General features: G+C 51.1%; 11 protein-coding genes. 8 read left to right on the top strand and 3 right to left on the bottom strand.

Annotated features, from left to right (window positions below):
* Positions 1–657 precede the first annotated feature (657 nt).
* Positions 658–1,710 carry an aldose epimerase family protein gene (locus I6E42_RS01895; RefSeq protein WP_235370151.1) on the bottom strand — a complete coding sequence of 351 codons (1,053 nt, stop codon included), beginning with the start codon at positions 1,708–1,710 and terminating at the stop codon, positions 658–660.
* A gap of 63 nt (positions 1,711–1,773) precedes the next feature.
* Here I6E42_RS01895 and I6E42_RS01890 point away from each other — a divergent pair, with 63 nt between their 5' ends.
* Positions 1,774–2,718, top strand: coding sequence for an ROK family glucokinase (locus I6E42_RS01890; protein ID WP_235370150.1), 945 nt, complete (start codon positions 1,774–1,776; stop codon positions 2,716–2,718).
* Positions 2,719–2,772: 54 nt separating this feature from the next.
* Here I6E42_RS01890 and I6E42_RS01885 read toward each other — a convergent pair whose 3' ends face one another.
* Positions 2,773–3,663 (bottom strand): AraC family transcriptional regulator, encoded by an 891-nt coding sequence (locus I6E42_RS01885; protein WP_235370149.1) that lies wholly within the window; start codon positions 3,661–3,663, stop codon positions 2,773–2,775.
* A gap of 178 nt (positions 3,664–3,841) precedes the next feature.
* Here I6E42_RS01885 and I6E42_RS01880 point away from each other — a divergent pair, with 178 nt between their 5' ends.
* The 7 genes from I6E42_RS01880 to I6E42_RS01850 all read left to right on the top strand — a co-directional run bounded on the left by I6E42_RS01880 (position 3,842) and on the right by I6E42_RS01850 (position 14,744).
* Positions 3,842–6,913, top strand: a complete 3,072-nt coding sequence (locus tag I6E42_RS01880; RefSeq protein ID WP_235370148.1) for a glycoside hydrolase family 2 TIM barrel-domain containing protein — start codon at positions 3,842–3,844, stop codon at positions 6,911–6,913.
* Between the two features lie 28 nt (positions 6,914–6,941).
* Positions 6,942–8,306: an MFS transporter gene (locus I6E42_RS01875; RefSeq protein ID WP_235370147.1), complete on the top strand. Its 1,365-nt coding sequence runs from the start codon at positions 6,942–6,944 to the stop codon at positions 8,304–8,306.
* A gap of 30 nt (positions 8,307–8,336) precedes the next feature.
* On the top strand, positions 8,337–9,473 hold the full coding sequence (locus I6E42_RS01870) for a galactokinase (RefSeq protein ID WP_235370146.1): 1,137 nt from the start codon (positions 8,337–8,339) through the stop codon (positions 9,471–9,473).
* A gap of 14 nt (positions 9,474–9,487) precedes the next feature.
* Complete coding sequence (galT, locus tag I6E42_RS01865; RefSeq protein ID WP_235370145.1) at positions 9,488–10,978, top strand: UDP-glucose--hexose-1-phosphate uridylyltransferase; 1,491 nt, start codon at positions 9,488–9,490, stop codon at positions 10,976–10,978.
* A gap of 3 nt (positions 10,979–10,981) precedes the next feature.
* A complete protein-coding gene (galE, locus tag I6E42_RS01860; protein WP_235370144.1) occupies positions 10,982–11,986 on the top strand; it encodes a UDP-glucose 4-epimerase GalE in 1,005 nt (334 codons plus the stop codon).
* A 209-nt stretch (positions 11,987–12,195) separates the two neighbouring features.
* Positions 12,196–14,157: a BMP family ABC transporter substrate-binding protein gene (locus I6E42_RS01855; RefSeq protein ID WP_235370143.1), complete on the top strand. Its 1,962-nt coding sequence runs from the start codon at positions 12,196–12,198 to the stop codon at positions 14,155–14,157.
* The gene (locus tag I6E42_RS01850; protein ID WP_235370142.1) at positions 14,154–14,744 is read left to right on the top strand and encodes a metallophosphoesterase family protein; all 591 of its coding nucleotides are present in this window, start codon (positions 14,154–14,156) and stop codon (positions 14,742–14,744) included. Before I6E42_RS01855 ends, I6E42_RS01850 begins: the two co-directional genes overlap by 4 nt.
* A gap of 101 nt (positions 14,745–14,845) precedes the next feature.
* Here I6E42_RS01850 and I6E42_RS01845 read toward each other — a convergent pair whose 3' ends face one another.
* Positions 14,846–15,691 carry a MurR/RpiR family transcriptional regulator gene (locus I6E42_RS01845; RefSeq protein ID WP_235370141.1) on the bottom strand — a complete coding sequence of 282 codons (846 nt, stop codon included), beginning with the start codon at positions 15,689–15,691 and terminating at the stop codon, positions 14,846–14,848.
* Between the last annotated feature and the right edge of the window lie 373 nt (positions 15,692–16,064).

Here is a 16,064-nt window from a genome sequence, read left to right as displayed (position 1 = left end):
ATAACCGTGGCATCGTTTTAGACCTTGCTGCAATTCTCGCAGCAAGCGTCGTTGTGTTAGCCTATTTCGCTCTGCTACGGGATGCAGCATTTTGGAAAACCATGGCGACTACCCCGGAGCCGGAAACCTGTTCTATTTGTGAAGACGGCAATGGAATACGGTATCATGCGCCGGTATTGGTCGACCGTTGAAGTAATAGGGCATCTTTTTGATGCGGAATAATACTTACCAGGGATAAAAAAAACGAAGGGGCGTGAAATTCCCTTCGCTTTTATCTATAATGATAATTATTATTGAACTTGGAATCCGTCTGTGGCCTTGTCGAAAGCATATTCGAGACAACTTTCGTGTGAGAGGAAGTGCTTGGGCTCAAAGCCATCCACTTTGGTGAACGATAGTATCTTCTCTCTCCAATTAATCCAAAGTATTTCGGCGCTTTGGAGAGGTGCTCTCTGTTCCATGCTCATGCCCCCCTGTGGTTTCAGCCTTTTAATGTGTCTGTCCAATAATCGCACACATATTGTAGCGCAAAGCAAAACCCTATTGGCATGGACAAAAAAGGAGAAAACATGAACAGAATCTCCCGGTTGCTCCGAAGCCCTTGACTGTAAAAAAAGGAACTGGCATCATGGATTTGGTTCCAGAGCAAAGGAGAAATTATCCCTTCACACAGCAGAAAGAAAACACAGTTGTGTGGTCATACACGCCATCAGGCTTCAGAATCACAGACGGGAAAGCCGGTTGATTGACCGCATCCGGGAAGAACTGTGTTTCCAGACAAAAAGCATAGCGCGGACCATAAACAGCGCCCTTCTTGCCCGTCAGTCCCTCGTCCAGAAAGTTGGCTGCGTAGAAATGCAGACCCGGCAAGGTAGTCTCCACATCCATCGAGATTCCCGAAGTGGGAGAATATGCCTGCGCCGCTTTTCGCAGCGTGCCCATTTCCCCATCAATTACATAGTTGTGGTCATAACCATTTGCTTGGATCAACTGATGGAAAGGCTCATTGATACGTGCGCCAATGGGCGTGGCCTTCCGGAAATCCATCGGAGTCCCAGCTACCGGCGCGATTTCGCCTGTGGGGATGTTGGTCGCGTCGGATGGCGTATAGTTCTCCGCGTAGATGCGAAGGCATTGATCTGTTACAGGGCCGGAGTCGTGCCCGTTCAGATTAAAGTAAGCGTGTCCCGTAAGATTGCAGGGGGTATCCCGGTCGGTGATGGCCTGATACCTCATAGAGAGGGTGTTGCCCTCCAGCGCATAGGTTACCCGAACCCGCATAGTACCGGGATAGCATTCTTCGCCATCGGGGCTGGTCAACGCCAGGGTCACAAGAGTAGAGGTGTGCTCTACAACAGACCAGACTTTGTGAGAAAAACCAACATTGCCCCCATGAAGATGGTTGGGCGGGTCGTTGACCGCCAGAGCATAAGTCTGACCGTTCATCGTAAACCTTCCGCCCGCAATACGGTTGGCCACACGGCCTACGACAGCACCAAGATAGCCCGGGTGGCTCTCATACTCTTCCAGAGTATCATAACCCAGAACAACATCACGCTTGATGCCAGAACGATCCGGTACGCGGAGAGAACGAAGTGCGGCACCAAAGGTAATTATATCACAGGAGAGAATGCCGTTATCCAAAGTCAGGGTCTCCACGGCAAGATCGTCCTTGGTATAGCCAAAGAGTTGACGAGAGGAATTTAACATAAATAAAACCCTCCATAATGAAAAACTCAGCAATGAATAGAAATGAGAAAGCGGGGAAATACCATGCAAAACTATGTGTTTGGTGCAGACATCGGTGGAACAAGTGTAAAGCTCGGTCTGTTTTATGCCGACGGCAAACTTCTGGAAAAGTGGGAAATTCCAACCCGTACCGCAAACGGCGGCGTCCATGTTCTGCCTGACGTGGCACAGGCCATTGCAGAGAGCATGGGGCGGAATGGGATTTCAGCATCTCAGATTGTGGGCATCGGTATCGGTGTCCCCGGTCCTGTGGACGACAGCTTCACAGTCAATAAGTGCGTCAATCTTGGCTGGGGTGTCTTTAACATCAAGGGGCGCATGAACGAGCTGCTTCCGGACATCCCCAATATTGCTGCGGGAAACGATGCCAATGTGGCGGCGCTGGGTGAGCTATGGCAGGGCGGAGGCCGAGGCAGCCGGAGTGCGGTCATGATCACCCTGGGCACCGGGGTTGGCGGAGGTGTGGTGTTGGACGGCAAAATCGTCGCAGGTAAAAACGGGGGTGCCGGTGAGATCGGTCACATGACGGTGGAGCCTGGAGAAATAGTGCCCTGCAGCTGCGGGAAATGCGGCTGTCTGGAGCAGTACACCTCTGCAAGAGGGATCGTTCGCATGGCCAAGGTCATGCTTTCCCAATGTGACACTCCCTCCAAACTGCGGGGAATTGAGGATTTTACATCCAAACACATCTGCGAACTGGCTGTGGCAGGAGATCATATGGCACTGAAAATCATCGACCGGTTCGGCGATTATTTGGGCCGTGCCATGAGCTACATTTCCTGCACAGTAGATCCGGATGTATTCATTATCGGTGGGGGCATGAGCAAGGCCGGAAATATCGTGACCGACGCGGTACTGAAATATTACCGAAAGTACGCCTTCCATGTATCGAAAGAAACCGGAGCAGCAATTGCCACGCTGGGTAATGACGCGGGAATCTATGGATGTGCAAAGATGGTTCTTGAATAAGAAATCAAATGGGAAAGGCTGTCATTATGGCAGTCTTTTCTTTTCCCTATCTGATCATGGAGATGTATGGATGTCACGATCCGGACTGTTCTTTTTCTGGAAAAGCCTTCTGTACTCCGAGGGCGACACGCCCTTGTGCTTTTTGAAGAGGCGGCTGAAATACAGCGCGTTGTCGTAACCAATGATTGCGGATATTTCTGCCACATTGTAGTCAGTTGTTTCTAAGAGACTGACGGCATTGTTCATACGGATAGTTAGGAGATATTGTGCGGGAGGCTGGCCGATAAACTCCTTAAAGTTTCGCAAGAACCAACTTACGCTCATGCTACGAGATTTCGCATAGTCCTTGATCTGAATATCTTCATTATAGTGTTCTTGGAAATACTGTTGGGCGTACTCCATTTCCTTTTGTAGGTAAGTGCTGATGGTAGGGTTGCTCTCTTGGCGTGTGCGCTGGATCAGCAGAAAAATCTGCCGCAGATACATTTCCAGTAATTCCTGATATCCAGTACGGCAGGTTTGCAGCTCCCGGATCATTTCTTTGAACAGGTGCTGATAAGCAGAGGGAACCCCGGAGAAGAAAACATTTTTATCTGTAGGAATATCAAAATGCTTCAAAATTGCCTTTACATCTTTTCCCGTGAAGTGTACCCAATAGACCTCGGGTTGTTCTTCTCCGTAATACTCATAATGCTGTTCCTGGCGCGGTTGATAAAGGACCATGTAGCCTGCGGGTACGATCTCCTCCTGTCCGTTGAAAAAGAAGTGAGTTTTTCCCGAGGCCACATACAGAAGCTGATAGTCCAAACGGCCCCGGGGACGCCAAGTTGGGAGTTTTTCTTTCGTTCTCAGACGGTAAGTTCCGCAGCTACCTACCAGAAGCGGTTTAGACTTGTCCTTGATCGGTACGCGGGTGTTGTGCAGATAACCGGAGTTTACGTACATTCTGCTCCCCTCCTTTGTTGTCGTTGGCATCAACCCATTGGGGCATCTAATTTTTCTACATAATACAATTTTGTTCATTGTATCATTTTGTGCATATTTTGTCCAATGCGGTTTATGGGAAAGTACTGGCATTTCATGGATAATACAGACAGAATTAAATTTCAGGAGGAATCCCGATATGATCATTCCTGCTTATTATGAAGATTTGCTGATCCAGTCCGAAAACACCCTGCCTAACCGAGCCTATTTCATTCCTGCCTCCAACCGTTTCGATGACAGCGCCGAGCACCGGGAGCGCTCCGACCGCTTCCAACTGCTCAATGGCGACTGGAAATTCCGCTACTATCCCAGCATCCATGCTCTGACCGAGCTGTTCTACGAGGACGGATTTGACGCATCTGCTTACGACACCATCCCTGTTCCCAGCGTCTGGCAGAATCATGGTTACGACCAGCATCAGTACACAAACATTCACTACCCCTTCCCGGCAGACCCTCCTTTTGTCCCCCAGGATAATCCCTGCGGCGCTTACCTGACTTCCTTTACCTATGCTAAGGACGAAAAGGCACCCAAGGCTTACCTGAACTTTGAGGGTGTGGATTCCTGCCTGTATGTCTGGCTCAACGGCGAGTATGTGGGTTACAACCAGATCTCCCACTCCACCAGCGAGTTTGATGTGACTGATAAGATCCGCGAGGGCGAAAATACTCTGGCCGTTCTGGTGCTGAAGTGGTGCGATGGCAGCTACTTGGAGGATCAGGACAAGTTCCGCACCAGCGGCATCTTCCGGGATGTATACATCATCAAGCGTCCTGAGAACCATGTGCGGGACTACTTCGTGACCACCCAGCAGGAAGAGGATAAAGCTACTGTCCGCGTTCGCTTCGCCTTCGCCGGTGAGAGTGTTCCCACTGTCATTAGGCTGCTGGACGCTGAGGATCGTCTGATCGACGCCGCCGAAGTGACCAAGAAGGAGCATATCGGCAACTATACCCATCAAGCTATCCTGAACATTCCCCAGCCCACCCTGTGGAATCCCGAGAAGCCCTATCTCTACACCATGCTCGTCGAGTGCGAGAACGAGATCATCACCGACCGAGTGGGCATCCGGGAGATCAAAGTAGATGGGATGCAGGTATTCCTGAATGGAACTCCCATCAAGTTCCGCGGTGTAAACCGCCACGATTCCGACCCCGTGACCGGCCCCGTCATCAGCGTGGAGCACATGAAGCGCGACCTGCGGATGATCAAGGAGCACAACTTCAACGCCATTCGCACCAGCCATTACCCCAACGCCCCCATGTTCTATCAGCTGTGCGACCAGTACGGTTTCCTGGTCATTGACGAGGCCGACCACGAGAGCCACGGTGCCGCCGAACTGTACTGCGGAGAGAACGACGTCTGGGAGAACCACATCGAGCACTGGAACGAGCCCTTCGCCGACAACCCCAAGTTCCTGGAGGCTACTATGGAGCGCACCCAGCGCTGTGTCCAGCGGGACAAGAACCGCCCCTGCGTCATCTGCTGGTCCATGGGTAACGAGAGCGCCTACGGCTGTTGCTTCGAGGCTGCGCTGGCCTGGACCAAGAACTTTGACCCCGCCCGTCTGACCCACTATGAAAGCGCTCAGTATCGCAGCCGCAAGCGCAAGTACGATTTCTCCAACATTGACCTCTACAGCAATATGTACCCTGCGCTGGAGACCCTGCAGGAGTATGTGGACGATCCTGAGTCCGACAAGCCCTATCTGATGTGTGAATACTCTCATGCCATGGGCAACGGCCCCGGTGATCTGGAGGACTACTGGCAGTTCATTCAGGCCAATGAGTGCATGTGTGGCGGCTTTATCTGGGAGTGGTGCGATCACGCCATTTACAAGGGCAAGGCTCCTAACGGCAAAGATATGTACTGGTATGGCGGCGACCACGGCGAGTACCCCCACGATGGCAATTTCTGCATGGATGGTCTGGTTTATCCCGACCGTCGTCCTCACACCGGTTTGATGGAATACAAAAACGTACACCGCCCTGTTCGTGTTGTTGATTATGATCAGGCAACCGGCCAGCTGACCCTGCACAACTACATGGACTTTGTCTCCCTGCAGGACTACATCACCGCCTCTTATCAAGTCACTTGTGATGGTGCGCTTGTTCAGGAAGGCCAGCTGGATAAAATCCCCGCCATCGCTCCCCACATGAGTGGTACCGTGACCCTGAACGTCCAGGTTCCCGCCAAGGGCCGCTGTTTCCTGAAGATCAGCTACTTCGCCAAAAACAACTCCGAACTGATCTCCGAGGGCTTTGATTTGGGCTTCGATGAGATTACTCTGGAGAATCAGGATGACCGCAATCAGATTGCTCTGGCATACTGGCAGAGAAAGACCATCCTGGAGGACAGCATTTCTGTTACAGAGGACTACCGGTATCTGACTCTCACAGCTGCAAACTTCACATATCGTTACGATAAGTTTACCGGTATGTTTGCCCGGATGACTTATCAGGGCATGGAGCTTCTGGACCGTCCCATGAATCTGAACGTGTGGCGCGCTCCCACCGATAACGACCGCAAGCTGAAGGCTGACTGGTTTGCTGCCCACTACGATAAGGCCATCACCCGGGCGTATAACACCCACTTCGTGGCCATGGACAGCGAGGTTCGTATCCACAGTGACCTGTCTATTGGTGCCATCGCTGTGCAGCGGTTCATGACCGTAGAAATCGACTGGACCGTGACGGTTGCAGGCGGCGTCTGTGCCAACATTCTCACCAAGCGCAACATAGAATTCCCCGAGCTGCCTCGCTTCGGTCTGCGTCTGTTCGTGCCTGAAAACATGGAGCAGGTTACTTACTTTGGCTTGGGTCCCATGGAGAACTATATTGATAAGCGAAATGCTGCCAGCCACGGCTTGTACCGCGATACCGTGGACGGCCTTCAGGAGGACTACATCCGTCCCCAGGAGAATGGCGCTCACGGTAGTTGTGACTATGTGCTTCTGGAAAGCGACAAACTGCGTTTGATCGCAGTTGGCCCCGAACCCTTCAGCTTCAATGCATCCCATTACACGCAGGAAGAACTGACCGAGAAGGCCCACAACTACGAACTGAACAAATGCGGCAGCACCGTATTGTGTCTGGACTACCGGCAGAACGGTATTGGCTCTGCGAGCTGTGGCCCCGTTTTACAGAAGAAATACAAGCTGATTGACGAAACCATCGACTTCGCCATCCGCGTCATCCCCGAACTGAAATAACTGAATAAAGAGAATGAGAGATGCTATCATGACTGAAAAGAGATATTTGAAATGGTACAACAAGGTGGGTTACGGCTCTGGCGATATCGCCGGCAACGTGGTCTATGCGTTCCTGACCTTCTTCGTTATGATCTACCTGTCCGATACCATCGGCTTGAACACCGGCATTGTTGGCACCCTGATGGCAGTAGCCAAGATCTTCGACGGCGTTTCTGACGTCATCTTTGGCTCCCTCATCGACAAGACCAAGACCAAGATGGGTAAAGCCCGTCCCTGGATGCTGTGGCCCTATCTGGGTTGTGGTGTCTGCCTGTTCGCGATTTTCTCTATTCCCACTTCCTGGGGCCAGACCGCTCAGTACGCTTTCTTCTTCATCTTCTACGTGATGCTGAACGCAGGCTTCTACACCGCAAATAACATCGCTTATTCCGCTTTGACCGCTCTGATCACTAAGAATGAAAACGAGCGTGTTCAGATTGGTTCTCTGCGCTTCGTCTTTGCATTCACCACCAGCACCATCATCCAGGCTGTTACTTTTGGCCTTGTTGAGCACTTCGGCAACGATGCCGCCGCATGGAGAATTGTTGCACTGATCTATGTCATCATCGGCATTATCTCCAACACCGTCTCCGTCCTGTCCATGAAGGAATTGCCCGAAGACGAGATTGAAGCCAAGAAAGCAGTTGACGCTCCGGAAGAAAAGTACACCCTGCGCGAAGCTGTCGGTCTGTTGGTCAAGAATAAGTTCTACCTGTTGATTCTGGGTGTCTATCTGCTGACTCAGCTCTACACCGCTTTCACCGGCGTCGGCACCTACTACATGACTTATGTGTTAGGCAACAAGGAGCTGATGGGTTATTTCGCAAGCGCGCTCAACATCCCCATGATTATCGGTCTGTTGTTGGTGCCCACCATCGTTGCAAAACTGGGCGGTATGTATAAGATCAACTATTCCGGCTATGCTCTGGCCACCATCGCAAGAATCCTGGTAATCGTGGCTGCTTACATGGGCAGCGTTCCCATGATGTTGGCTTTCACCGCCATCGCTTCTCTTGGTATGTGCCCCCTGCAGGGCGACCTGAACGCTGTGATCGCTTCTGCTTCCGACTACACCTATCTGACCACTGGTAAGCGTATCGACGGAACCATGTACTCCTGCACCTCTCTTGGCGTCAAGATTGGCGGCGGACTGGGCACCGCCATCTCCGGTTGGTTGCTGGCAGCTGCCGGATTCATCGAGGGCGGCGTGGCCACTCAGCCTGACTCTGTTCTGACTATGCTGAATGTGATGTATCTGTGGCTGCCCGCTATCTTCTGCGGATTGGTCACTTTCCTGCTGACCAAGCTGAATGTGGAGAAGGCCAACGCTAAGCTGCTGGAGCCTAAGAACTGAGTAAGTTATCCAAAAAGTGAGGGACCTCATATGACAAAAGAACATTTTCTGATCTCCGCTCCCGGCCGTACAGAGATTAGCGGTAATCACACCGATCACCAGCGTGGCTGTGTTCTGGCAGCGGCAGTGAACCTGGAAACGGTGGCTGATGTAACGCTGAATGGTAGCAATAACATCCTTGTTCGCTCCGATGGATACCCCGACACCGTAGTTGAACTGGATGATTTGAATATCCGCGAGGAGGAAAAGAACACCACCGCGGCCCTGATCCGTGGCGTCGCCGCTGCTTTTGTGCAGCGGGGCGCCCGGCTGAAAGGATTCGATGCCGAGGTACATTCCACTGTTCTACCCGGTAGCGGTTTGAGTTCTTCCGCAGCCTTTGAGGTGCTGATGGGCACCATCTGTAACGAACTGTTCTTTGACCGAAAACTCAGCGCAGTAGAGATTGCCCAGATCGGCCAGTACGCTGAGAATGTGTACTTCGGCAAGCCCAGCGGTCTGATGGATCAGGCGGCTTCCTCCGTGGGAGGCATGGTTTACATTGATTTCGCTGACCCTGAGAATCCCCAGGTGGAGCGGATCGAGTTCGATTTTGAAAAGGCTGGTCATGCGCTGTGCATCATCGATAGCGGCGCTGACCACGCCGATCTCACTGATGAGTACGCGGCCATTCCGCGTGAGCTGAAGGAGATTTGCAGATACTTTGAAAAAGACGTACTGCGTGAGGTTCGTGAGGAAGAATTTATGGAGGCTTTGCCGAACCTGCGCGGGCAGGTCTCTGACCGTGCGATTTTGAGAGCCATCCACTTCTATCAGGAGAACAAGCGGGTTCAGGAGCAGAAAAAGGCGCTGCAGGAAAACGACTTCGATGCTTTCCTCCGTCTGACCACCCAATCTGGATACAGCTCCTGGATGTACCTGCAGAATATCATGCCTGCCGGTGCTATAAAGCATCAGGAAATGGCGCTGGCATTGGCACTATGTGACACTATCCTGCAAGGAAAAGGTGCGTACCGCGTTCATGGAGGCGGTTTTGCAGGAACGGTTCAGGCCTTTGTACCGCTGTATATGCTGGAGGATTTTAAAATCAACATTGAGCGGGTACTGGGCGACGGCAGCTGCCATGTGCTGCGTATCCGCAATGAGGGCGGCGTGAGACTGCGCTGAAGGAGGAACGGAAGATGAACGTGAATGTGTATATTGCTTCTCTGGTCCAGTATGCTCTGGATAAGAAGCTGATCGAGCCCTGTGATACCATCTATGTGACCAATCAGCTGTTGGAGGCCATTAAGCTGGACAGCTACGAGCCTGCCGAGCCTGAAACCATGAGCCTGGAGGACATCCTGCAGGGCTTGCTGGATGATGCCGTGGCACGGGATGTCTGCGGCGACGACATCACCAGCCGGGATCTCTTTGACACCAAGCTGATGGGTATTCTGACCCCTCTGCCCCGTGAGGTGCACCAGACCTTTGCCGAGCTGTACGGCCAGAGTCCTGAGACTGCTACCGATTGGTACTATAACTTCTCTCAGGATACCGACTATATCCGCCGCTACCGCATCCAGAAGGATGTACGCTGGAAGACGGCCACCGAGTACGGCAACCTGGATGTGACCATCAACCTCAGTAAGCCCGAAAAAGACCCCAAGGCCATTGCAGCAGCAAAGCTGGCTCCTCAGTCCGGTTACCCCAAGTGCATGCTCTGTGCAGAAAACGAGGGCTATGCGGGACGTATGAACCATCCCGCCCGCCAGAACCTGCGCACCATTCCAGTTACCATCGCTGGCGAGGGCTGGCACCTGCAGTACAGCCCTTATGTCTACTACAACGAGCACTGTATCGTGTTCAATCATGAGCATGTTCCCATGGTTATCAACAAGGCTGCCTTCTCCAAGTTGCTGGACTTTGTCTCTCTTTTCCCCCACTACTTTGTGGGTAGCAATGCGGATCTTCCCATCGTAGGCGGCAGTATTCTCAGCCACGAGCACTTCCAGGGCGGTCACTACTGTTTCCCCATGGAGCGTGCCGCTGTGGAGCGTGAGATCGTCTTTACCGGATTTGAAGATGTGAAGGCTGGCATCGTCAAGTGGCCCATGAGTGTGATTCGTCTGCGCTGCGGAAAAAAGAACCGTCTGGTGGAGTTGGCTGATAAGATCCTGCTCAGCTGGCGGGGTTACACCGACGAGGATGCGTTCATCTTCGCGGAGACCGAAGGTGTACCTCACAATACCATTACCCCCATCGCGCGCCGTCGTGGAACTGACTACGAACTGGACTTGGTTCTGCGCAACAACATCACCACCGAGGAGCATCCTCTGGGCGTGTATCATCCTCACGCCGAGCTGCACCACATCAAGAAGGAAAACATCGGCCTCATCGAGGTCATGGGTCTGGCCGTGCTGCCCGCTCGCCTGAAACAGGAACTGGCTGGTGTAGAGAAGGCTATCCTGACTGGCGAAGAGCTGACCGGTGAACTTGCCAAGCACGCCGACTGGGTGGAAGAGCTGAAGAAGCAGCACACCTTTACCAAGGAAAATACTGCCGCCATTCTGAAGGTGGAGACCGGAAAGGTCTTTGCCAAGGTGCTGGAACATGCAGGTGTTTACCAGCGCAATGAGAAGGGCGCGAAGGCTTTTGATAAATTTGTAAAGTATGTAAACGAGGAGGGCTAAATCATGAAAGTACTGGTAACCGGTGGTGCCGGATATATCGGCAGCCATACCGTTGTAGAACTGGTCCAGGCAGGCCACAGCGTTGTGATCGTTGACGATCTGTCCAATGCGAGACCGGACGTTGTGTGCCGCGTGGAAAACATCGTTGGCCAGAAGATCAAATTCCGCGTGCTGGACTGTGCCGATAAAGAACAGATGCGCATAGTCTTCCAGGAGGACGCGTTTGACGCCGTGATTCACTTCGCAGGCCGTAAGGCTGTGGGCGAGAGCGTCAAGAAGCCTCTGGAGTATTACCGCACCAATCTGGACAGCACTATGACCCTGCTGGAGCTGATGGAGGAGTATGGGTGCAAGAAAATGGTGTTCTCCTCTTCCGCTACTGTCTATGGTCCCGAAAATCCCCATCCCTACAAAGAGAACATGCCTGCCATCCAGTCCAGCAGCCCCTATGGTTGGAGCAAGGTGATGAACGAGCGTATCCTCACCGACTATGTGACGGCTCACCCCGATTTTTCCGTGGTGCTGCTGCGCTACTTCAATCCCATCGGTGCTCATGATTCCGGCCTGCTGGGCGATGACCCCAACGGTATCCCCAACAATCTGATGCCCTACATTGCCCGTGTGGCAGCCGGTGTTCTTCCCGAACTAACCATCTTCGGCGGTGATTATCTCACTCCCGACGGTACCTGCCAGCGTGACTACCTCCACGTGGTTGATCTGGCTGTGGGTCACCTGAAGGCGCTGGAGTATGCGGAGAACCATACTGGTGTTGAGGCCATCAACCTGGGCACCGGCAACGGTATCTCTGTTCGTGAGCTTGTCCGTGCCTTTGAAACTGCAAATGACATTAAATTGCCTTATGTAGTTGGGCCTCGGCGTGAAGGAGATCTTCCCGCTTTCTGGGCAGATGCCACCAAGGCTAAAGAACTGCTGGGATGGGAAGCAACCCACACCGTAGAAGATATGTGCCGCAGTGCTTGGGATTTTGTGAAGAAGAATACGAAATAACGAATAAACGCTTGATACCGAAAGACTCAGGTATCAAGCGTTTTTTTGTGGCACAGAGTTGTGAAACTTTGTGTATGAATTGACCCAGTTTGTCCATTTTTCAGGCCAAAATATTAAGCTATAATTTGATTAGAGTAGACAACATTATCCTCATTTCGGCAAAAACTGGGGTATATTGGAAGTTTCCGCGAAGTACAGGAGGAAATCGTATGAATCTGCAGCTTGAATCCACTGAACAGTATCAGAGAGCCTTGAAGCAGGGGCGCAAGGCCCACCGTGAGAGTGTTCACCAGGGCCGGTATCCATATCTGCAGGCTCTTGACGATATTTTGGGAGATACCATGGTGGCGGGACAAGTGGATCTTGGCATCATCGAAATTCCAATTGAGAAAATCGTTGGAACAAAGACTTCGGGCCGAACCAATTCCTTTTCCTCTGATTTTATGCCTTTGCTTGAGGAGCACAGCGAATTTGCAACCAAATGGCGAAAACTGTGTATAGCACACCTTGGGGACGAAGGAATTCGAGACCCGATCCGCTGCTATGAATATCTTGGGCGGTTTTATGTTCAGGAAGGAAATAAACGCGTCAGCGTATTGAAGCATTTTGGGGCATCCAGTATTCCGGGATATGTGATTCGCATTATGCCAAATTACGCACCCATCGTTGAAATCCAGTGCTATTACGAATTCGTTCGTTACTATCCGCTTACCAAACTGTACCAGCTCATGTTTACACAGCTTGGCAGTTTTCAGAAGCTGCAGGCGGCATTAGGATATGAGGCGGATCATGTCTGGACGGATGAGGAGCGCCGCCATTTTTCATCTGCCTTTTTCCGTTTTCAAGATGCATTCAAAAAGTTGAACGGTGAAAATCTGAATGTCACATCTGCAGATGCGCTGCTGGTATGGTTGAGGGTTTATTCTTTTAGAGACGCCTGGGAAATGTGTAATTCCGAACTAATGAAAAGTCTTCAGGCGGTTTGGTCAGATGTAAAGGCGCTTAGTAACGAAGCGGCAATTACGGTAAATACCGGTTCTTTGGATGACGGGAAATTCCGAAACAAGCGGTTTTTTTCTATGTTGCCCTCCTACCTGAATGTTGCGTTCATTCATGAACTGAACCCGGAAAACAGCAACTGGGTCAAGGCACACGAACAGGGCCGCAAACATTTGAAGTCGGTTATGGGTGATCAGGTGATCACACAGGCCTTTTTCGGTGTTGGTGCGGGAGATGAGGCAGAAGCGGCAATGGAAACCGCAATCAAAAACGGTGCCGAGGTGATTTTTGCCACCACAGCGCCATTGATCGCAGCCTGCCGTAAAACAGCTGCACGGCATCCGGACGTAAAAATACTGAATTGTTCGATTTCCATGCCTTATACCGGAGTCCGTACTTATTACAGCCGTATCTACGAAGGTAAGTTTATTTCAGGTGCAATCGCTGGCGCTGTCAGCCGAAGTAATCGGATTGGATATATTGCCAGTTACCCTATTTTTGGTGTGCCTGCGGGAATCAACGCTTTTGCCCTTGGTGTGCAGATGACTAATCCCAATGCCAGAGTGGAATTGAAATGGTCCTGTGTTCCGGGAGATCCCGTAGCTGAATTGAGGGAAATGGGTGTGGACACCATTTCCACGCTGGACATTCCCATGCCGGGATGGGATCAGGGCAACTGGGGAACCTTTCATGTTTTTCCGGATGGAAAAACGGAACTTTTGGTATCCCCTTACTGGGATTGGGGTGCTTTCTATGTAAAACTTGCCCGAAGCATTTTGGGTGGAGACTGGGATTCGCTGAATACCAGTAAGCATGGTGCACAGGCGGTAAATTACTGGTGGGGAATGGCAAGCGGTGTTATTGGCCTTGAAATAGCAGATGCTTTGCCCGCAGGCGTTGAAATGTTAGCGCAGATCTTGAAACGGGACATGACCAATGGGACCATCGCTCCGTTCCACCGCCCCATTGTGTCTCAGGACGGTGTGGAACGCAATGACGGCAACACTTACTTTACACCGGACGAACTGTTACGGATGGACTGGCTCTGTGAGAATGTGGATGGCTGCATTCCGGGATATGAAGAGTTGTCCGAAAAAGCACAAAAGATCGTTCGGCTTCAGGGCATTTACAGAGACTCGATTCCTCCTGTGAAAGAGGGGGTCCTGCTATGAAGCTGCTGCTTCTGTCAGATCGGGAAAGTCCTTATTTGTGGGATTATTATCAGGCGGGCCGACTGGCTCCATATGATCTGATTCTTTCCTGCGGCGATCTTAAAGCAAGTTATCTAACCTTTCTTGTGACCATGGGCCGGTCTCCGCTTCTTTATGTTCACGGCAACCATGATGTTTCCTATCAACAAAGGCCACCGGAAGGATGCGATTGCATCGAAGACAAGGTCTATATTTATAAGGGACTTCGGATTCTCGGCTTGGGTGGATGCGCCCGATACAACAATGGACCACATCAGTATACCGAAAAAGAAATGCGCAGACGAATTCGCAGGCTATGGTGGGAACTGAAAAAGACCGGTGGAGTTGATGTTGTATTGACTCATGCACCGCCGACTGGCTATGGCGACGGGGATGACTATGCCCACCGCGGTTTTGAATGCTTTCTGGAACTGATTGACCGTTATCAGCCCAAGTATCTGATCCATGGTCATGTTCATATGAACTACGGCACAGACATTGAGCGGGAACTTGAATACCATGGAACCAAAATCATAAACGCCTATGAACGACATGAACTGGAAATCTAATTCCTTTAGTATTTCCGGTAGCCCCAGGAAGAAATAGCAGGAAATTTTTTTAACATCCCTGTCGAATTAAGTCGTTATTATAAAATCGAAGAAGGAGGTAACTACGACGAGACGAGCAATTTCTGTTCAGTTGAACCCCAATTTGAACAAGTTGTTGCAGGCGGCGCTTGATAAGCACCATATTGAACTAAGTGTGTGCGCTTCTCAAAAAGAAGCTCTCCGTGCCATGCTGAAAGAGAACTTTCGATCGGATACTTGAACTCATCGGCTGTAGTGAACAAAGCGTAATCGCACACCTCGGTGATCGGGCTGTCAGTATAACCCGTCAGGCAAATGGTAGTGGCGCCTTTTTCTTTGGCGACCTTCATGGTTTCGACCGTTACGATGGTTCGGCCGGAGTCACTGAACGCAAAGGCCACATCCCCCTCTTTGATGTTCAGCGTGGAGTCTTTCATGGTCGCGACATCGGTTACCACAATGGCGGAATAGCCGACCTGGAACAGTCGGTGCTGAAAATCCGTTCCGAAGATCGCCGAGGTTCCAACGCCGTAAATATAAATCATACGCGCTTCCGCAAGCAGGTTTACAACTTTTTCAAGGACCGGTATGTTCAAAAAATGTATCGTATCCTGCAGCGTTCTGATATTGGCGGAAAAGATTTTGTTTGCAATGGAATCGGCGGTCTCGTCAACATCGATCGAGTTGCTGTAGTCCCGTTCGTCCTTGCGGGTCACATCAGCCGCCAGGGATATTTTCAAGGCGGTATATCCGTCGAAGCCAAGTGATTTGCTGCACCGGATCACCGCTGATTTTGCGGTACCGGTCAACTTCGCCAGCTCATCAATGGACATCATCAAAACCTGTTCGCTGTTCTGCGAAATGTATTCGGCAATTTTTTCTCTGCCGGCGTCAAAGACTGAACGCGGTGTTGAATTTCCAACAGACATGACAGTGCCTTCATAAGTCCTCCCTACGTGGAACAAACCATCCCGATTTGGAACAATTTTCTATTTTTTTGTACTTTGTTTGGAATTAATTTCATTATAGTAGTATAAATCGCCTTTGTTAATGCGATTTTTTTAAAAACATTTGTAGAAATTGCATTATTCCAGGCGCTGCAAAGCTGTATGAGCGGAGGAATTCCCTTGTTATCCAATTTCTGTCAGACCGATGGCGTTTAAGCGTTGGAGGCCACTGTCAGTTGTTCCGCTGTGAATCGGACCAGTCTGGAAACACGCCTATATTCCTTGCAAACCATTTGCAAATCCGGTATAATTTTGGTGGAACAGCTGCGTCCATCCCCGGCTACCGCCGCAGTTC

This window comes from Pseudoflavonifractor phocaeensis (genome assembly GCF_021531815.1).
In the GTDB taxonomy this organism is placed as follows: Bacteria; Bacillota; Clostridia; order Oscillospirales; family Oscillospiraceae; genus Lawsonibacter; species Lawsonibacter phocaeensis_A.
Note: the sequence above shows the minus strand (reverse complement) of the source record. Positions and strands in the feature narration are given on the sequence as shown.

Bases quoted from the DNA above. Each gene is read 5' to 3' on its own strand.
- I6E42_RS01895 (WP_235370151.1), bottom strand. From the start codon at position 1,710: ATGTTAAATTCCTCTCGTCAACTCTTTGGCTATACCAAGGACGATCTT.
- I6E42_RS01890 (WP_235370150.1), top strand. From the start codon at position 1,774: ATGCAAAACTATGTGTTTGGTGCAGACATCGGTGGAACAAGTGTAAAG.
- I6E42_RS01885 (WP_235370149.1), bottom strand. From the start codon at position 3,663: ATGTACGTAAACTCCGGTTATCTGCACAACACCCGCGTACCGATCAAG.
- I6E42_RS01880 (WP_235370148.1), top strand. From the start codon at position 3,842: ATGATCATTCCTGCTTATTATGAAGATTTGCTGATCCAGTCCGAAAAC.
- I6E42_RS01875 (WP_235370147.1), top strand. From the start codon at position 6,942: ATGACTGAAAAGAGATATTTGAAATGGTACAACAAGGTGGGTTACGGC.
- I6E42_RS01870 (WP_235370146.1), top strand. From the start codon at position 8,337: ATGACAAAAGAACATTTTCTGATCTCCGCTCCCGGCCGTACAGAGATT.
- galT (WP_235370145.1), top strand. From the start codon at position 9,488: ATGAACGTGAATGTGTATATTGCTTCTCTGGTCCAGTATGCTCTGGAT.
- galE (WP_235370144.1), top strand. From the start codon at position 10,982: ATGAAAGTACTGGTAACCGGTGGTGCCGGATATATCGGCAGCCATACC.
- I6E42_RS01855 (WP_235370143.1), top strand. From the start codon at position 12,196: ATGAATCTGCAGCTTGAATCCACTGAACAGTATCAGAGAGCCTTGAAG.
- I6E42_RS01850 (WP_235370142.1), top strand. From the start codon at position 14,154: ATGAAGCTGCTGCTTCTGTCAGATCGGGAAAGTCCTTATTTGTGGGAT.
- I6E42_RS01845 (WP_235370141.1), bottom strand. From the start codon at position 15,691: ATGTCTGTTGGAAATTCAACACCGCGTTCAGTCTTTGACGCCGGCAGA.